Consider the following 16,831-nt stretch of genomic DNA (forward strand, 5'->3'; position numbering starts at 1 on the left):
GACGATGAGCAAGGCCAAGAGGACGGACACGCGGCCGCCCGCGTCGCACACCGCCGACAGCCACGATCTGATCCGTGTGCACGGCGCGCGCGTGAACAACCTCAAGGACGTCAGCGTCGAGATACCGAAGCGCCGGCTGACGGTGTTCACCGGCGTCTCCGGCTCGGGCAAGAGTTCCCTGGTGTTCGGCACGATCGCGGCGGAGTCGCAGCGGCTGATCAACGAGACCTACAGCGCCTTCCTCCAGGGCTTCATGCCGTCGCTGGCACGGCCCGAGGTCGATGTGCTCGAAGGACTGACGACCGCGATCGTCGTCGACCAGCAGCGGATGGGCGCCGACCCCCGCTCCACCGTCGGCACCGCCACCGACGCCAACGCGATGCTGCGCATCCTCTTCAGCCGGCTCGGGCGGCCCCACATCGGCTCGCCCAACGCCTTCTCCTTCAACGTCCCCTCCGTCCGGGCGAGCGGCGCGATCACGGTCGAACGCGGGGCAGGCAGCAAGACCGTGAAGCAGACCTTCACCCGCACCGGCGGCATGTGCCCCAACTGCGAAGGCCGGGGCGCGGTCTCCGACATCGACCTCACCCAGCTCTACGACGATTCAAAATCCATCGCGGAGGGCGCGTTCACCATCCCCGGCTGGAAGTCGGACAGCTGGTGGACCGTGCGGCTCTACGCCGAGTCGGGCTTCCTCGACCCGGACAAGCCGATTCGCAAGTACACCAAGAAGGAGATGCAGGACTTCCTCTACCGCGAGCCGACCAAGGTGAAGGTCGAGGGCGCCAACCTCACCTACGAGGGACTGATCCCCAAGATCCAGAAGTCGTTCCTCGCCAAGGACCGGGAGGCGATGCAGCCGCACATCCGGGCCTTCGTCGACCGGGCGGTCACCTTCACCTCCTGCCCCGAGTGCGAGGGCACCCGGCTCAGCGAGGGCGCCCGCTCCTCCCGGATCGGCGGGATCAGCATCGCCGACGCCTGCGCGATGCAGATCAGCGACCTCGCCGACTGGGTCCGGGGCCTCGACGAACCCTCGGTGGCACCGCTGCTCGCCACACTGGGGCAGACCCTCGACTCCTTCGTGGAGATCGGACTCGGCTATCTCTCGCTCGACCGGTCCTCGGGAACGCTGTCGGGCGGCGAGGCGCAGCGCGTCAAGATGATCCGCCACCTCGGCTCCTCGCTCACCGACACCACCTATGTCTTCGACGAGCCGACCACCGGGCTGCACCCCCACGACATCCAGCGGATGAACAACCTGCTGCTGCGACTGCGGGACAAGGGCAACACGGTCCTCGTCGTGGAGCACAAGCCGGAGACGATCGCGATCGCCGACCACATCGTCGACCTCGGCCCCGGCGCGGGCCCGGCGGGCGGCCAGGTCTGCTTCGAGGGCACCGTCGACGGGCTGCGGGCGGGCGCCACCGTCACCGGCCGCCACTTCGACGACCGGGCCACCCTCAAGAAGGCGGTACGGGAGCCCACCGGCAAGCTGGAGATCCGCGGCGCGAGCAAGCACAACCTCCGCGACATCGACGTCGACATCCCGCTCGGGGTGCTCGCCGTCGTCACCGGCGTCGCCGGCTCGGGCAAGAGCTCCCTCGTGCACGGGTCGCTGCCGCACCGGTCGGGGGAGGCCGGCGCGAATGTGGTCTCGATCGGCCAGGAGGCGATCCGCGGCTCACGGCGGAGCAACCCCGCCACGTACACCGGACTCCTCGACCCGATCCGCAAGGCGTTCGCGAAGGCCACCGGCGCGAAGCCCGCGCTGTTCAGCGCCAACTCCGAGGGGGCCTGCCCCAACTGCAAGGGCGCCGGGGTCGTCTACACCGACCTGGCGATGATGGCCGGGGTGGCCACCACCTGCGAGGAGTGCGAGGGGAAGCGGTTCCAGGCGGCGGTGCTCGAATACCGCCTCGGCGGCCGTGACATCAGCGAGGTGCTCGCGATGTCGGTGACCGAGGCCGAGGAGTTCTTCGGCTCGGGCGAGGCGCGCACTCCCGCCGCGCACGCCATCCTCGTCCGCCTCGCCGACGTCGGACTCGGCTACCTCAGCCTCGGTCAGCCGCTCACCACGCTCTCCGGCGGCGAGCGGCAGCGGCTCAAGCTGGCCACCCACATGGCGGAGAAGGGCGGGGTCTACGTACTCGACGAGCCGACCGCCGGTCTTCACCTCGCCGATGTCGAGCAGCTGCTCGGCCTGCTCGACCGGCTGGTCGACTCCGGCAAGTCGGTCATCGTCATCGAGCACCACCAGGCGGTCATGGCCCACGCCGACTGGATCATCGATCTCGGCCCCGGCGCGGGCCACGACGGCGGCCGGATCGTCTTCGAGGGAACCCCCGCCGACCTCGTCGCCGACCGCTCCACCCTCACCGGCGAGCATCTCGCGGCCTACATCGGCGGCTGACCGGCCCTTTCGCCGCCCGGCCCGCCCTTCCCCGCCCGGTGACCCGTGCTCACCGGGCGGCGGAGGGCGGGCCGTTCACCGCCCGGGGGAAGGCCCGCCGGTACGCGCCGGGCGACACCCCGACATGTTTGACGAAGTGGTGCCGGAGATTGTTGGCCGTGCCGAGCCCGCTCAGCTCCGCCACCTTCTCGACCGGCAGCCCGGTGGACTCCAGCAGCGCCTGGGCCTGCCCCAGCCGCTGCTGGAGCAGCCAGCGCAGCGGTGTCGTCCCGGTCGCCGCGTGCAGCCGCCGGTAGAACGTCCGGGGGCTCATCGCGGCGCGCCGGGCCAGATCGTCGACGGTCAGCGGATCGGACAGCCGCTCACGGGCCCACTCCAGCACCGGCCCCAGCCCCTCGTCGTCGGTGTCCGGCACCGACGACTCGATGAACTGGGCCTGCCCGCCCACCCGGTGCGCGGGCACCACCATCCGCCGCGCCAGCTGATTGGCGACCCGCGCGCCCAGATCGCGCCGGACCAGATGCAGACAGAGGTCGAGTCCGGCGGTCAGCCCCGCGCTGGTGAGCACATCGCCGTCGTCCACATAGAGCACCGAGTCGTCCACCTCCACCTCGGGGTAGCGCTCGGCCAGTTGAGCGGTGTGCATCCAGTGGGCGGTCGCCCGCCGGCCGTCGAGCAGCCCCGCCTCCGCCAGCGCGAACGCGCCGGTGCACAGCGACACCATCCGCGCGCCCGCGTCATGGGCCAGCCGCAGCGCCTCCACCAGCTCCGGCGGCACCGGCGCGCCCTCGTCCACACAGGCGTCGGGCACCGACGTCACGATGACCGTGTCCGCGCCGACCAGGTCCCCGGGCCCGTAGGGCGTCCGCAGTGACAGCCCGGCCGCCCCGTCCGTACCGCCGCCGCCCCACGAGCCCCCGACCTCGCAGAGCCGCAGTTCGTACCAGTGGTCGGCCAGATCGGGCTGCGGCTTCCCGAAGACGGTGCAGGGGATGCTCAGTTCGTACAGGTCCCACGAGGGGACCCCGATACCGGGAGGTACGACCAGGGCGACGGAACCAGCGCTCATGCCCCGAAGCGTATGGCAGGAATCTGGTGCCGCCTGTCACTCCCGTCACTGTCCCGGGCGGGCGCGCGCTGAGAACGTTGTCCATACGCGATCGAACGCGTGCTCGAATAACAGGAACCGTGAGAACCGCAAGGAGCACCACATGAACACCGGCCTTCCCGCCGTCACCGTCATCGGACTGGGCCTGATGGGATCGGCACTGGCCACCGCTCTGCTCGAACAGGGGCACCCGACCACCGTGTGGAACCGTTCGCCCGAGAAGGCCCGGGCCCTGGCCGAGCGCGGAGCCCGGGTCGCGGCCACCCCCGGGGAGGCGGTCGCCGCCGGTTCCCTCGTCGTCGTCTGCGTACTGGACCACGACGCCGTGCACGGCGTCCTCGACCCCGTCGCCGGGTCCCTCGCCGGCAAGACCCTGGTCAATCTCACCTCCAACTCCCCGGAGCAGGCGGAGGAGGCCGCCGCGTGGGCCGGGGCGCACGGGGCCGAGTACCTCGACGGCGCGATCATGACCACCCCGCCCGGGGTCGGCGACCCGGGGCGGATGTTCCTGTACAGCGGCGCGCCGGAGGTCTTCGAGACCCACCGGGCCACCCTGGCGGCCCTCGGCGACCCCCTCCACCTCGGGCCGGCCCCGGGCCTCGCCTCCCTCTACGACGCCGCCCTCCTCGGGCTGATGTGGTCCACCATGACGGGCTGGCTGCACGGCACCGCCCTGGTCGGCACGGAAGGCACGAGCGCCACGGCCTTCACCCCGATCGCGATCCGCTGGCTGGCCACCGTGAACGATTTCCTCACCACCTACGCCTCCCAGGTGGACGCGGGCAGTTACCCGGGCGACGACGCCACCGTCGACGTACAGATCTCGACGGTCGGACACCTCATCCACGCGGCGGGGGAGCGCGGTCTCGACAACGGACTGCCCGAACTGCTCAGGGCCGTCATGGAGCGGGCCAGCGCGGCGGGCCACGGATCCAGCAGCTACGCGAGCGTGATCGAGGTGCTGAGAAACCCCAAGAGCCCGGCGGGCGGGGCGAATACGGTGGACACTCGGGACGCCGGGCACACCCCGGGCCGGTGAAGCCGGGGGGCTCGGTACGGGGATACTGGGCCGACCGACCACGACCAGGAGGTTCACCGCGTGAGCGCCGACACACAGGCCAAGGGGCAGGGGACGACCATGGACACCTCGTTGCCGCACTCGGCCCGGATCTGGAACTACTGGCTGGGCGGGAAGGACAATTACGCCATCGACCAGGAGGTCGGCGAGGCGTTCCGCGCGCAGTTCCCCGGGGTCGTCGACCTCGCCCGCGACTCCCGGGCGTTCCTCGGCCGGGCCGTGGAGCATCTGGCCGGCGAGGTGGGCATCCGTCAGTTCCTGGACATAGGCACCGGCCTGCCCACCGCGAACAACACCCATCAGATCGCCCAGCGGGTCGCGCCCTCCTCGCGCGTCGTCTATGTGGACAACGACCCGCTGGTACTGGCCCATGCCCGGGCCCTGTTGGTCGGCACCCCGGAGGGCGCCACCGACTACATCGACGCCGATCTCCACGACCCCGAGGCGATCATCCGGCAGGCGGCGCAGTCGCTCGACCTCACCCGGCCGGTGGCGCTCACGCTGATGCAGGTGGTGGGCCATGTCACCGAGTACCGGCGGGCCCGCTCCATCGTGGACCGGCTGATGGCCGCCCTGCCGTCCGGCAGCTATCTGGTGTTCAACGACAGCGTCGACACCAACCCGGCCAACGCCGAGGCCACCCGCCGCTACAACGAGAGCGGGGCCGCGCCCTACTTCCTCCGGAGCCACGAGGAGATCGCCGGGTTCTTCGACGGCCTGGAGCTGCTGGAGCCCGGGGTCGTGCCGCTGGCCCGGTGGCGGCCGGACCCTTCGGCCGCCGGGCCCGAGGGCGACACCATCGCCCTGGGCGGGGTCGGCCGCAAGAGCTGAACCGAACGGACCGGCGGCCGGGGGATCTCCGTACCCCGGCCGCCGGTCCGTTCCGTCCGCGCCGGATTCGCCCTTGCTCGAAAGGAGTTTCGACGAACTGTTTCTACTCTCGTCGTAAAAGGCGATGTAATTGCCGGATAAACCGCCCGTGCGGCCTAAAGATATCGCCCGGTTGCTACACATCAGGTGTGCTGATTCTGTCGTTATTCGGAATATGACGAGAACGAGGACTCCATCCGCGGTCACCGCGGGACGTGCCGCCGGCCCCGCCGCGGTCACCATGGGCGCATGGGCATTTGTCTCCGGCTCGGGCGGAGAGACGATCCTTCAGCAGGAGGACCGGCGTATCGAGCTGACGTACGCCTCCTCGGTGCTCAGGGATCTGCTGGCGGCGATCGGCCAGATCCAGGCCGACTTCCACCGGCTGTCCGGCATGCCGCACGAGTCCTCGGCCGGGCACGGTGACGATTGGACGGGGCGCGTCGTCCATGTATGACGAGTACGACACCTACGGCGGTGCCGCCCCCTACCCCGACCGGAGCGGATACGTCCCCTGGGAGGACGCTTATATTCCGGTGCCCGGCGATCCGATGACCGTCTATCAGCCGGTCGTTCCGGTGGGAATGGAGCAGCTGGACGCCACCTGGGATCCCAACGAGGAACTGGAACAGCTGCTCCAGACCTCCGACACCCATGAATTCGATCTCGCTCCCGCCCACGCTTCCGCCCATGTTCACGGCCATGTCCACGATCACGGGCACGGGCACGAATCGCCGGTCGACCTTCCGCACCAGGGTCCGCCGGGGCCCGCCGCCGTGCCGCTCGGGCCGCCCCCGCCCCACCGCCGTCGTCGCAGGCAGCCCGCCCGGAGTCCCCGGGTGGTGCTGATGCGGGTCGTCAGCTTCCTCATCGCGGCGGTCGCCGCCGTCATCGTCTCCATGGTGAGCGCCCTCGGCGTCATGATCGCCCTGGATCCGCTGCGGAGCATCGCCGACCCGCGCATCTCCCAGGGGCTCGTCAGCTGGTGGCCGTTGCTGGTCTACGGCCCCTGGACCGTCGCCTCCCTGTCCATCCTGCGCGCCTCGCTCCACCGGCGGCGGGCGGTGCACTCCTGGTCCGTGGTCCTCGCCTTCTCCCTCCTCGCCACGCTGCTCTGTGTCGCCCAGGCGCCCCGGACGTTCACCGACGCGGCGGCCGCGGCCCTGCCGTCCCTCGCCGCCCTGGCCTGCTTCCAGCAGCTCGTCCGTCTCATCACCATGCTCCGGCCCCCTCGTCAGGCCGCCGCGCGCCACCGCCATCGCACCCCGCCCCCGCCGCCCCCGGCCGAGCACCGACAGCCCTCCGACCAGCGCCCGCCCACCGAACCCCCCGGCAAGGCCCCGCTCGCCCCGCCGGTCGAACAGGACGCCGCCGTCCCGCGCGGCAGACCGCCCGTGGACGGAGTCTTCCCCCGCCCGCAGCCGCTCCGGCGCGGCGGATTCCACTGAGTCCTCCCGGCGGGTGGCTCTCCCCGCCCGCATAGGATGACGGCATGACCGCAGCCCCGATCCCCGCCGATGCCGCAACCGCCCTGCCCCCGGCCGAGTTCGGGTTCCCCGGGCCGCTGCGCGACAAGCTCGTCGCCGCCGTCCTCGACGGATCGAAGACGGCCACGGCATCACTGCTCACCGAGTACGAGCGCGAGCGCGAGCCGCTGCCCCGGGTCGGGGACCGGTCGGTGGTCCTGGACTCGGCGGAGCGCCCGGTCGCCGTCATCGAGGTGACGGCCGTACGCGTGGTGCCGCTGAGCGAGGTGGACCTCGCGCACGCGGTGGCCGAGGGCGACACCACGGTGGCCGGCTGGCGGCGGGCCCACGAGGCGTTCTGGCACAGCGAGGGGATGCGTACCGCGCTCGGCGATCCCGGCTTCACCGTCGACGACACCACTCCCGTGGTCCTTGAACGCTTCCGTGTCGTCGCCGGAGTGTCCGCCACCGCTTCCTGAGGCCCGCCGGACGGGAGGCGGCGCGCACCGCGCTCACGGCGGGCACCATGACGCGGCTCGGCGCGGCCCGCCCCGGAAGTGGGGCGGACCGCGCCGAGCGCTGTCAACGGGTACGGAGGTCAGCCGCGGCTGTCGCCGGAGCCGGCGGCAAAGGCGGAGGCGTGGCTGGCGCTCACCGCTCCGTAGAACGGCATCGCGAGGTTGCCGAAGATGTCGGCGGTGCCGGGGCCGCCGGGGTTCTTCCAGTCGCGCAGCAGCTCGGAGATGACTCCGACGGTGCTGTTGAGCGTGGCGCCCGCGTTCTGCAGACGGAACAGGGAGGTCTCCCGCGCCAGGGTGTTCGTGGTCCCGGAGGCGTCGAGCACCGAGTGGACCTTGTAGCCGCGGCCGAGGGCGGAGAGGGAGGCGAACATCAGGCAGACGTCGGTGATGACGCCCGCGATCACCAGGTTCGGCCGGTTCATCGCGCGGACCGCCTCGTCGAAGGCCGGGTCGTCGAAGGCGTCGACCTCACCGCTGCGGTGGATGATCGGAGTCCCCTGGGGAAGCTCCGCGACCAGCTCCGGCAGGAGCGGGCCGTTGGGCCCCTGAGGGGCCGAGGTGGTGGCCACGATCGGGAGACCGAAGACCTTGGCGGTACGGGCCAGGGCCTGCGCGTTGCGGCGGACCTGGTTCTGGTCGTGGTCCTGGACGCCCAGTATCAGACCGCTCTGGTGGTCGACGAGCAGGATGCCGGTGTTCTCGGGGGTCAGCCGGTCGGTGAGGTAGCTGTTGCCGCTCATGTCCGCTTCCTTGAGGTCGGGCCGCCGGGGCGGCCGTGGCGAGAGCCTGTGCGAGCAGTTTGTTGCTTGCGCATTCATCATAACCAGCCTCTGCGGGATCTGTTCCCGGTCACACGGAAAAGCCCGGAACCCTTGTGCCACAAGGGTTCCGGGCCCGCTGTCTCACTCGGAGACGTCGCACTCCCTCGGCTGCCCGCCGGCCTTCAGCCGCCCGAAGACCTCATGCAGCGCCAGCAGCTCGTCCCGCGAGAGGGGATCGGCGAACGACCGCTGCACCACCTCGGCATTGGTCCGCACCGCCTCGCGCAGCAGCTTCCGGCCCGAGTCCGTCAGAGTGATCATCGCGCCCCGCTGATCCTCCTCGATCGGGGTACGGGTGACCAGACCGCGCTGCGCCAGCCGGTCGCAGAGCCTGCTGACCGCGCTCTGGGTGAGGACGATCCGCTCCTTGAGGTCCTTCAGCCGGGTGCCGGCCAGGGGGATGTTCACCAGCGCGTCGAACTCGCTCACCGACAGACGGTGACGCTCCGCGAGCTCGTGCTCGATCTCTCCCAGCACCGCGTTGTGGACTTCCATGAGCGAGCGCCACACCCCGACCTTGAACGACCGGGACATGGTGACGGGATCTGTCCGTGGCATGGTCCGCCTCCTCCTTGCGTGCGTACGCAACATTCTCGCAGGCGGAGCGCCATCGCCGCCCGCCCGCCCGGCCGGACGGCACGCGAAGGCGGCGGTCGTCACCTCACCCTCCCCGGACCCCGCTCAGGGCCCCTCCGGCCCTTCCTCCCGGACGGCGCTGATGGCCCGCACCGGGCAGAGCCGCGCCGCCTCCCGCACCTCCGCGCCGAAGCGCCCTCCGGCCCCCGGCAGCAGCCCGCTCAGCCCGTCGTCGTCCTGGGCGAACACCTCCGGGGCGGTCAGCACGCACAGACCCGCCCCGACGCACACATCCCTGTCGACCTCGACCCGCATGTCCCCTCGGCTCCCGTCTGCCGTCTGCCGTCTGCCGTCTGCCGTCTGCCGTCCGCCGCACCGGTGTCACCAGGCGACGGGCAGCTCCACCATTCCCTGAAGGGTGTCGCCCGGCTTGAACGGCACCCGCTCGGCCGGCACGGTCAGCCGCAGCCCCGGCAGCCGGACGAAGAGCGACCGCAGCGCGATCTCCATCTCCGCCCGCGCCAGATTCTGTCCCAGGCACTGATGCACCCCGTAACCGAAACCGACATGGTGACGGGCCGCCCGGTGCCAGTCCAGGGCGTCCGGCGCGGGAAAGGCGTCCGAGTCACGGTTGATCAGCGAGGTCGTGAAGACCACTCCGTCGTGCGCCCGGATCGTCTCGCCCGCCACCTCGATGTCCGCCACCGCCACCCGGAGCATGCCGTCGACGATCGAGAGGAAGCGCATCAGCTCGTCGACGGCCGCGGGCATCAGCGACTCGTCCGCCCGCAGCTCGGCCAGCCGCTCCGGATGCCGCAACAGGGTGAAGACCCCCAGCGAGATCATGTTCGCGGTGGTCTCGTGCCCCGCGACGAGCAGGATCAGAGCCATGCCGACCAGCTCCTCGCGGTCCCGCCTGCCCTCCGCCCGCTGCCGCCGCACCAGCTCGTCCAGGAGTTCGTCGCCGTCGGCCGCCCCCGCGAACCGCTCGTCGATCAGCCCGCCGAGGTACTCCTCCAGCAGCGCCCGCGCCCGGACGACGTCCTCGGGCGAGGGGCCGCGCAGCAGCACCCGCGACTGCGTCTGGAAGAAGTCGTGGTCGGCGTAGGGCACCCCGAGCAGATCGCAGATCACCATGGACGGCACCGGCAGCGCGAAGGCGCTGACCAGCTCGGCGGGCGGACCCTGCGCCACCAGCGAGTCGAGCAGCCTGTCCACCGTCCGCCCGATCGACGGCCGGAGCCCGGCCACCCGCTTGAGGGTGAAGCCGGGGATCAGCATCCGGCGCTGGGCGTTGTGCTCGGGATCGTCGAAACCCAGCAGCGCGACCCGCCGTCTGCCGGGCATGGGGGTGAAACGGGCACTGGTCACGGGAAACGCCTGGTTGTCCCGATTGGTGGACAGCCGGGGGTCGGCCAGCAGCCGCCGGGCGAGCGCGTGCCCGGTGACGGCCCACACCGCCCGCCCGTCGTACAGCGAGACCCGGGTGAGCGGGCCCGCCTCGCGGAGCGCCGAGTACTCGGCGGGCGGCGCGTAGGGACAGGAGCGGCTCTGGGGGAAGGCAATGGTTTCCTTCATCGTGGTCCTCACAGAGAAGGGAGTCCTCGAAGGGGAGTCCTTTGTACCGTTTACCGCTTCCGGCTTCGCGTCACCACGGCGTCCACACGCGGTCGGCCGAATTCCGCCTGCTTCAGCGGCGCAGCGCCCACCGCTGGAAGGATTCGAGCGGTCCCGCCCGGAAGCGCCGCAGCCACAGCGTCGAACCGGCCATCAGCACGGCGCACACCACGGCCCACAGACCCAGCACCCACCACGGCCGCCAGGAGTCGTCGAGCCGGTGCGCCAGCCCCAGGCCGATTCCGTACGAGACGAGCACACACAGCACGTTCTGCAGCACGTACCCCGAAAGAGCGGTCCTGCCGACGCTGGTCAGACCGTGCGTCAGCGGTCCCGGCCGACGCACCCGGTCGACCAGCGCGCCGATCAGCCCCAGATAGCCGAGCGCGGTGAGCGGGCCGCCGATGTAGCGGTCCAGAAGGAACAGATCCGCACCCGCCAGCGAGGAGACCAGGCTGATCGGGAGTCCGAGACCCAGTCCCCAGACCAGCAGCCGGGAGCGGATGCGCCGCCCGGTGGCGTCGTCACCGAACGCGCCCGCCCGGAAGAGCCGTACGCCCAGCAGGAAGAGGAAGACGAGCAGGAAGATCGTCAGCACCGGCTCCATCCGGAGGGCCAATGCGTTCTCCAGCCGGAACGCGATCTGCTCCCCGTAGCCGCCGTGCGCGTACAGATCCCGAGCCTTCTGGGAGACGGGAGCCGCCGAGAGTCCCCCCTCCGTCACCAGGACCACTGTGAGCAGCCCCATCAACACCAGATGCACCCCCGCCGCCGACCACATCACCCGGCGCTGGATTGTGGCCGAGCGGGCCAGCAGCCAGGCCACGAACAACGCGGTGACGGCGTACCCCATCAGCACGTCCCAGGCGAAGACCAGGACGAAGTGCACCGTCCCCTCGGCGAACAGGAACAGGGCGCGCCGGGGGTAGCGGCCCGGCCAGGACTCGCCCCGGCGCGCCGCCGATCCGTACTGGATCGCCAGGCCGACGCCGAACAGGATCGTCAGCAGCGACAGGAACTTCCCGTTCGCCAGCAGCCGCAGCAGACTCTCGACCGCGTCCGGGAACGAGGCCAGCCATGTCTCGGACATGCCGCTGGAGAGCGCGCCCCACTCCGCGCCGGGGCTGGTGAATATCCAGACGTTGGTCATCAGGGTGCCGAGGATCGCCGCCCCGCGCAGTACGTCGAGGAGCGGCAGACGGGCGGACGGTGCGGTCGTCGCCGGTGGTGAGGCCAGGGTCTCGGTCATGTCTCTCATCGTCTCGGCGGGTTCGCCCGAAGACCTCATGACCGCAGATGAACAGCGACTACACCGAAAGATGTAGCTGCTCGGGGAGGGGGTCGGCCTGTGGCCGGAGTCCCGGAGTCCCGGAGTCCCGGAGTCCGGGGCCGTCGGCCCGGCTAGGCGGCGCGCCGCAGGGCCTTCTCGCGCCGTGCGGCCAGGCCCGATCCGGACTCCCGCCGCGCCATCCGGCGCAGCACGACCGGCGCGATCGCCAGCCCCAGTACGGCCCAGACGCCCAGTACCCCGGCGGTCTCCAGGTGCCGCCAGGACGCGCCGATCTCGACGGCCGCCGCCGCGTCGGGGAGCAGGGCGGACCGCATGCCCAGACCGAGCCAGTAGACCGGTGTCAGCTGTGCCACCACCTGGAGCCAGTCCGGCAGGGCGGTGACCGGGTAGAAGATGCCGGAGACGGCGATCATGCCCAGGACCGGCAGCTGGATCAGCCCCTGGGCGCGGGCTCCGGAGAACACCGATCCGAGGATCGCGCCGATCGGCAGGGTGGCGGCCATGCCCAGCACCAGCACCCAGACCAGTGTGGGCCAGGAGCCGGGGCCGACGGCCAGGCCGTCGACGATGAACAGGGCGGGCACCAGGAAGATGGCCAGGTCGGCGAGGAGACCGCCGCCCACGGTGACGACCTTGCCGATGAGGTAGCCCCGTACGCCGTCGGGGACGGCCTTGGCGCGCAGCAGGGTGCCGTCCTCGCGGTCGGCGGTCAGATGCTGGCTCATGCTGACCATGCCGAGCGCGGCGTTCATGCCCAGGACGCTCGGCAGGGCCAGTGTGCCCAGCAGCAGTCCGTCACCGCCGAACTCCCTGTTCCGCACGGCGTACAGGACCGCGAGCATGAGCACCGGCCAGAGCAGATGGGACAGCAGGTCCCCGCCGTTGGTGAAGGACTGCCGCAGCTCGATCAGGCCCCGGGCCAGACCGGGGCGTACCGCCGTGGTCGCGCGCACCGCAGTGGTCGCGGGGGTCGTGGGGCTCACCGGTTCGCCTCCGCCGTCTCGTGGGTGTCCGCCTCGTGCCGGCGGGACCAGGCCAGATAGGTGTCCTCCAAGGTGGCCCGGCGGACCTCCAGTTCGCCGATCGCCTCGCCGTACCGCTGGAAGAGGCCGCGTGCGAACGCGGTCGCGTCGGGTGTCGACACGGCGAAGCTCCGGCCGTCGCGGGTCCAGCGGACCTCGTCCTCGCCCGTGATCCGCCGGGCCAGTTCGTCGGCGGACCCGTCCGCGACGATCCGTCCCCGGGCCAGGATCAGTATCCGGTCGGCGAGTTTGCCCGCCTCCGCCAGATCGTGGGTGGTGAGCAGGACCGTCGTCGAGTGGTCGCGGGCGATCCGGCGGACGAGGTCGTGGAACGCGTACCGGGCCTCGGGGTCGAAGCCCGTGGTCGGTTCGTCCAGGAACAGCAGCTCGGGGCGGCCCACGAGACCGATCGCCGCGTCCAGTCTGCGCCGCTGCCCGCCGGAGAGCGTGCCCGCCCTGCTGCCCGCCTGCTCCGTCAGGCCGACCGCCTCGATGAGTTCGTCGGCGTCCCACGGCCGCCGGATCGTGTCGGTGGAGTACGGGGCGTAGTACGTGCCGAGATGTGTGAGCAGCTCGCGCACCCGCCACTTGCCGTGGTCGCGCCAGGACTGGAGCACCACTCCCAGCCGTGCGCGCCACCGTTCGTCGCCGTGCGCCGGATCCGTTCCGAGGACGCTCACCCGGCCCGCCGACCGGACCCGGAAGCCCTCCAGGATCTCGATCGTGGTGGTCTTGCCCGCCCCGTTGGGGCCCAGCAGGGCGATCACCTCCCCCTGTCCGGCCCGGAACGACACATCGCGCAGCACCTCCTTCGCGCCGTACCCCATCCGCAGACCGTCGACGTCGAGCACTGTTCCCTCGTCCGCTGTCATGTCACCTTCCTCGGAACATCTTCACGATGACGCGAAAGCTACGTTGCATTCAATTATTCGTCAAAGCTGACTGAGTCAATTGCCCTTAAAAAGAAGGATATTAGTGGCGATAATTGCAATGAGATAGTAGGTAAATGCAACGACGCCTGACCGGATCGTTGCAATAGCCTGAGAGTGAATGCATATACTGGACCGATCCGAGGGTCGAGGGAGGCGCGAATGCCGGGCGGAAGGCTGACGCATGAGGACCGACGGCGGATCCGCGCGGGACTCGCCGGGGGAGTGGGGTACGCGGAGATCGCCAGGGAGCTGGAGAGACCGACGTCCACCGTGACCCGCGAAGTCGCCCGCAACGGGGGACCCGAGGGCTATCGGGCCGACGACGCGCACGAGGCGTCGAAGCGGCGCGCCCGGCGGCACGGGAGCCGTGCCGCGACCGCCGCCGCCCCGCCGCCCCCGACCGGTTCCTACGGCCGCGACCCCGACGCCGTCCGGGACTTCGCCGAGGAGTTCGCCGCGCTGATGGTCGCCACCGGCCTGCCGCGCATGGCGGCCAGGGTCCTCGCCCGTCTCGTCACCACGGACTCGGGGGTGCTGACCGCCGCCGAGCTGGTGCGCGGGCTGAAGGTCAGCCCCGCCTCGGTGTCCAAGGCCGTCGGATATCTCGAAGGCCTCGAAGTGGTCCGGCGCGAGCGCGAGAACCGCCGGCGGCGCGAACGCTATGTCATCGACGACGGCGTCTGGCTCCGGGCCTGGCTGACCAGCGCCCGGACGAACGCGATGTGGGCCGATGCCGCCCGGCGGGGCGCGGACCTCCTCGACGCCGCCACCCCCGCCGGGGCCCGGCTGGCCGAGATGGGCGGATTCTTCGCCCGGCTCAGCGACGACATGTCCGGCGGCCCGGCCGACCCGGCCGCCGCCGACGACGCCCGGACGGTGCTCGCCGCGCTGGTGACGGTGCGCGTCCCCCTCTCCCCGGAAGAACTCGCCACCGCACTGGACTGGCCCGCTCCCCGGATCCGCCGGGCCCTGGACGCGGCCGAGCGGGATCCGCACGCCACCGACCCCGTCACCCTGCGGCGATCCGCCTCCGGCGCCCTCACCGCCACCGCGACCCCCGGCCGCCTCACCGCCGTCCAGAGCGAGGCCCTGTCCCGCTGTCGGTCCTCGCGCCAGGAGTCCCAGGAGTCCCAGTAGTCCTGACAAACACGATAAACACGACAAACACCAGGCTCCGCCGGGCGGGCGGAATTATCACGCGGTGCACGTACAACCTTGTGAGGTGCTGATCGGTCTCCCCATCGACCACTTCCGTGGTCGTACCAACGAGGAGACCGTCATTTCCGCCATACGTAAATCCCTGACCGCCGCCGCTGTCGTCACCCTGGTCGTGACGGGCGCAGCCGCGTGCGGAACGGTGGAGAACCTCTCCGCCGGGCAGAAGCTGGACCGGGCGTTCGAGAAGCTCGGCAAGGAGAAGTCGATCTCGCTGGAGCTCGATCTGGACGCCGACGCCCAGACGCTCACAGCCCTGGGCGCGGAGAGCTCCGGGCCCGGCGAGAAGATGCCCAAGGAGGTCGCCGAGGCGTTCAGCGGCGGAAAGATCTCCCTCTCCGTCGAGTCGAAGAAGCCGCTCGCCGACTCGGGCGAGAAGGACCTCACCGGTATGGCGATGAAGTTCAGCACTCCGGAGGGCGATGCCGCCGAGTACCGGCTCGTCGGCGATCACGTCTACTTCCGCCTCGACGCGAAGGTGGTCGCCGGGCTGATGGGGCAGCCCGCGCCGGCCGAGGACGAACTGCCCGAGAGCGCCGGACCGCTCAAGAGCCTGCTGTCGGGCGACTGGGTGAAGTTCTCGGCCAAGGAGGCCCGGCAGGCCGCCGAGGAGATGAGCAAGGGTCTGGACGAGGCCGGCGCCGAGCCCTCGGCGGAGCCCAGCCTCGACGCCGCGACGCAGAAGAAGGTCGTCGACGCGCTGAGCAAGGCCATCGCCCGGGAGACGGAGTTCAGCACCGCCGAGGGCAAGGACGGCACCGAGCGGATCACGGCCACCGCCTCGCTCCGGTCTCTCGTCACCGAGCTGATCGACACCCTTCGTCCGCTGGTGAAGGACCTGCCGCAGGGCGCGGACCTCCTGCCGGCGGCCAAGGACCTCAAGGAGCTGCCGAACAGCAAGGCCAAGGCCGATTTCACCCTCAAGAACGGCTCGCTGAACGAGGTCTCCGTCGACCTGGCCGCGCTGGCGGAGAAGAAGAGCGCCGGAAAGATCGCGCTGGTTCTGCGCCTGGGCGGGGGCGACAAGCCCGAGGCCCCCGCCGGTGCCTCCGAGGTCACGATGGACGAGCTGATCGAGGGCTTCTTCGGCGGTCCGCCGGAGAAGATGTTCTCGGACGAAGAGCTTCCCCCGGAGATGCGGGGCTGATTCCCCCGCGACGGTTCGTCCCCGCGCCCCCGGGCCCGCCCGCTCGGCCGGTCCGGGGGGGGGGGGCGGACGGGCCGCCTGGCCCCACCCGGCCTCATTGTCGGGGTATTGCTGGAATATTGGGGTCCTGGGGCGGGCCGGAGCGGGGCGGAGCGGGGCGTACCGGACGTCACTACGTTGGCCTCGTCACCGACAGAAAGCGAGACCGGCATGTCCGTAACCGACCAGTACCTCGCCAACAACAAGAAGTACGCGACGACCTTCGAGGGACCGCTGCCCCTCCCGCCGTCCTCCCGGGTCGCCGTGGTCGCCTGCATGGACGCCCGGCTCAACGTCTACGGCATCCTCGGTCTCCAGGACGGTGAGGCGCATGTCATCCGCAACGCCGGCGGGGTGATCACCGACGACGAGATCAGGTCGCTCGCGATCAGCCAGCGTCTGCTCGGCACCCGCGAGATCATCCTCATCCACCACACCGACTGCGGAATGCTGACGTTCACCGACGAGGCGTTCGCCCAGCAGATCGAGGAGGAGACCGGTGTCAGGCCGCCCTGGGCGGCCGAGGCGTTCCCCGAACTCCACGACGATGTGCGCGAGTCGCTCCGGCGCATCAGGACGAGCGCCTTCGTGCCGCACACCGACTCGGTGCGCGGCTTCGTCTTCGACGTGGCCACCGGCCTGCTCGGTGAAGTGACCTGACCCCTTCTCCGTCCGCCGCCCGTGACCCGCGCCGCCGGTGCGCGGGCCGGGCGTG

The 16,831-nt window shown here is 71.0% G+C and carries 17 protein-coding genes; 9 read left to right on the forward strand and 8 right to left on the reverse strand.

All coding sequences use genetic code 11. The features are described from left to right. The first annotated feature begins 4 nt into the window (after window positions 1-4). Window positions 5-2,413, forward strand: a complete 2,409-nt coding sequence (locus IE247_RS30430; RefSeq protein ID WP_190126556.1) for an ATP-binding cassette domain-containing protein — start codon at window positions 5-7, stop codon at window positions 2,411-2,413. Window positions 2,414-2,462: 49 nt separating this feature from the next. Here IE247_RS30430 and IE247_RS30435 read toward each other — a convergent pair whose 3' ends face one another. Next, window positions 2,463-3,482 (reverse strand): GlxA family transcriptional regulator, encoded by a 1,020-nt coding sequence (locus IE247_RS30435; RefSeq protein ID WP_190126557.1) that lies wholly within the window; start codon window positions 3,480-3,482, stop codon window positions 2,463-2,465. Between the two features lie 142 nt (window positions 3,483-3,624). Here IE247_RS30435 and IE247_RS30440 point away from each other — a divergent pair, with 142 nt between their 5' ends. The 5 genes from IE247_RS30440 to IE247_RS30460 all read left to right on the forward strand — a co-directional run bounded on the left by IE247_RS30440 (window position 3,625) and on the right by IE247_RS30460 (window position 7,414). Next, on the forward strand, window positions 3,625-4,560 hold the full coding sequence (locus IE247_RS30440; protein ID WP_190126558.1) for an NAD(P)-dependent oxidoreductase: 936 nt from the start codon (window positions 3,625-3,627) through the stop codon (window positions 4,558-4,560). A 99-nt stretch (window positions 4,561-4,659) separates the two neighbouring features. Then, window positions 4,660-5,430 carry an SAM-dependent methyltransferase gene (locus IE247_RS30445; protein ID WP_190126623.1) on the forward strand — a complete coding sequence of 257 codons (771 nt, stop codon included), beginning with the start codon at window positions 4,660-4,662 and terminating at the stop codon, window positions 5,428-5,430. A 214-nt stretch (window positions 5,431-5,644) separates the two neighbouring features. After that, window positions 5,645-5,926: a hypothetical protein gene (locus IE247_RS30450; protein ID WP_190126559.1), complete on the forward strand. Its 282-nt coding sequence runs from the start codon at window positions 5,645-5,647 to the stop codon at window positions 5,924-5,926. Next, window positions 5,919-6,917 (forward strand): DUF1109 domain-containing protein, encoded by a 999-nt coding sequence (locus IE247_RS30455; protein ID WP_190126560.1) that lies wholly within the window; start codon window positions 5,919-5,921, stop codon window positions 6,915-6,917. The genes IE247_RS30450 and IE247_RS30455 overlap by 8 nt, the downstream gene beginning before the upstream one ends. A gap of 44 nt (window positions 6,918-6,961) precedes the next feature. Next, entirely contained in the window at window positions 6,962-7,414 is a 453-nt protein-coding gene (locus IE247_RS30460) for an ASCH domain-containing protein (protein WP_190126561.1), read from the forward strand. Window positions 7,415-7,533: 119 nt separating this feature from the next. On the opposite strand, the gene IE247_RS30465 is transcribed toward IE247_RS30460, so the two are convergent. The 7 genes from IE247_RS30465 to IE247_RS30495 all read right to left on the reverse strand — a co-directional run bounded on the left by IE247_RS30465 (window position 7,534) and on the right by IE247_RS30495 (window position 13,655). Continuing rightward, window positions 7,534-8,196 (reverse strand): isochorismatase family protein, encoded by a 663-nt coding sequence (locus tag IE247_RS30465; RefSeq protein ID WP_190126562.1) that lies wholly within the window; start codon window positions 8,194-8,196, stop codon window positions 7,534-7,536. Between the two features lie 162 nt (window positions 8,197-8,358). Beyond that, window positions 8,359-8,835 carry a MarR family winged helix-turn-helix transcriptional regulator gene (locus IE247_RS30470; protein ID WP_229869450.1) on the reverse strand — a complete coding sequence of 159 codons (477 nt, stop codon included), beginning with the start codon at window positions 8,833-8,835 and terminating at the stop codon, window positions 8,359-8,361. Between the two features lie 123 nt (window positions 8,836-8,958). Then, a complete protein-coding gene (locus tag IE247_RS30475; protein WP_190126563.1) occupies window positions 8,959-9,168 on the reverse strand; it encodes a ferredoxin in 210 nt (69 codons plus the stop codon). A gap of 66 nt (window positions 9,169-9,234) precedes the next feature. Further along, the gene (locus IE247_RS30480) at window positions 9,235-10,431 is read right to left on the reverse strand and encodes a cytochrome P450 (protein ID WP_190126564.1); all 1,197 of its coding nucleotides are present in this window, start codon (window positions 10,429-10,431) and stop codon (window positions 9,235-9,237) included. Window positions 10,432-10,543: 112 nt separating this feature from the next. Continuing rightward, a complete protein-coding gene (locus IE247_RS30485) occupies window positions 10,544-11,719 on the reverse strand; it encodes a DUF418 domain-containing protein (protein WP_190126565.1) in 1,176 nt (391 codons plus the stop codon). 152 nt (window positions 11,720-11,871) lie between these two features. Continuing rightward, window positions 11,872-12,744 (reverse strand): ABC transporter permease, encoded by an 873-nt coding sequence (locus IE247_RS30490; RefSeq protein ID WP_229869451.1) that lies wholly within the window; start codon window positions 12,742-12,744, stop codon window positions 11,872-11,874. Next, window positions 12,741-13,655, reverse strand: a complete 915-nt coding sequence (locus IE247_RS30495; protein WP_190126566.1) for an ABC transporter ATP-binding protein — start codon at window positions 13,653-13,655, stop codon at window positions 12,741-12,743. The genes IE247_RS30490 and IE247_RS30495 overlap by 4 nt, the downstream gene beginning before the upstream one ends. Window positions 13,656-13,874: 219 nt before the next feature. On the opposite strand from IE247_RS30495, the gene IE247_RS34845 reads away from it, so the two are divergent. From IE247_RS34845 to IE247_RS30510, 3 genes are all read left to right on the forward strand, one after another. Further along, window positions 13,875-14,852: a GbsR/MarR family transcriptional regulator gene (locus IE247_RS34845; protein WP_190126567.1), complete on the forward strand. Its 978-nt coding sequence runs from the start codon at window positions 13,875-13,877 to the stop codon at window positions 14,850-14,852. A gap of 85 nt (window positions 14,853-14,937) precedes the next feature. Next, window positions 14,938-16,077: a hypothetical protein gene (locus IE247_RS30505; protein ID WP_229869452.1), complete on the forward strand. Its 1,140-nt coding sequence runs from the start codon at window positions 14,938-14,940 to the stop codon at window positions 16,075-16,077. Window positions 16,078-16,287: 210 nt separating this feature from the next. Further along, window positions 16,288-16,776 carry a beta-class carbonic anhydrase gene (locus tag IE247_RS30510; RefSeq protein WP_190126568.1) on the forward strand — a complete coding sequence of 163 codons (489 nt, stop codon included), beginning with the start codon at window positions 16,288-16,290 and terminating at the stop codon, window positions 16,774-16,776. The last annotated feature ends 55 nt before the right edge of the window (window positions 16,777-16,831 follow it).

This window comes from Streptomyces inusitatus (assembly GCF_014651115.1).
In the GTDB taxonomy this organism is placed as follows: Bacteria; Actinomycetota; Actinomycetes; order Streptomycetales; family Streptomycetaceae; genus Streptomyces; species Streptomyces amakusaensis.

Bases quoted from the DNA above. Each gene is read 5' to 3' on its own strand.
- IE247_RS30430 (WP_190126556.1), top strand. From the start codon at position 5: ATGAGCAAGGCCAAGAGGACGGACACGCGGCCGCCCGCGTCGCACACC.
- IE247_RS30435 (WP_190126557.1), bottom strand. From the start codon at position 3,482: ATGAGCGCTGGTTCCGTCGCCCTGGTCGTACCTCCCGGTATCGGGGTC.
- IE247_RS30440 (WP_190126558.1), top strand. From the start codon at position 3,625: ATGAACACCGGCCTTCCCGCCGTCACCGTCATCGGACTGGGCCTGATG.
- IE247_RS30445 (WP_190126623.1), top strand. From the start codon at position 4,660: ATGGACACCTCGTTGCCGCACTCGGCCCGGATCTGGAACTACTGGCTG.
- IE247_RS30450 (WP_190126559.1), top strand. From the start codon at position 5,645: ATGACGAGAACGAGGACTCCATCCGCGGTCACCGCGGGACGTGCCGCC.
- IE247_RS30455 (WP_190126560.1), top strand. From the start codon at position 5,919: ATGTATGACGAGTACGACACCTACGGCGGTGCCGCCCCCTACCCCGAC.
- IE247_RS30460 (WP_190126561.1), top strand. From the start codon at position 6,962: ATGACCGCAGCCCCGATCCCCGCCGATGCCGCAACCGCCCTGCCCCCG.
- IE247_RS30465 (WP_190126562.1), bottom strand. From the start codon at position 8,196: ATGAGCGGCAACAGCTACCTCACCGACCGGCTGACCCCCGAGAACACC.
- IE247_RS30470 (WP_229869450.1), bottom strand. From the start codon at position 8,835: ATGCCACGGACAGATCCCGTCACCATGTCCCGGTCGTTCAAGGTCGGG.
- IE247_RS30475 (WP_190126563.1), bottom strand. From the start codon at position 9,168: ATGCGGGTCGAGGTCGACAGGGATGTGTGCGTCGGGGCGGGTCTGTGC.
- IE247_RS30480 (WP_190126564.1), bottom strand. From the start codon at position 10,431: ATGAAGGAAACCATTGCCTTCCCCCAGAGCCGCTCCTGTCCCTACGCG.
- IE247_RS30485 (WP_190126565.1), bottom strand. From the start codon at position 11,719: ATGACCGAGACCCTGGCCTCACCACCGGCGACGACCGCACCGTCCGCC.
- IE247_RS30495 (WP_190126566.1), bottom strand. From the start codon at position 13,655: ATGACAGCGGACGAGGGAACAGTGCTCGACGTCGACGGTCTGCGGATG.
- IE247_RS34845 (WP_190126567.1), top strand. From the start codon at position 13,875: ATGCCGGGCGGAAGGCTGACGCATGAGGACCGACGGCGGATCCGCGCG.
- IE247_RS30510 (WP_190126568.1), top strand. From the start codon at position 16,288: ATGTCCGTAACCGACCAGTACCTCGCCAACAACAAGAAGTACGCGACG.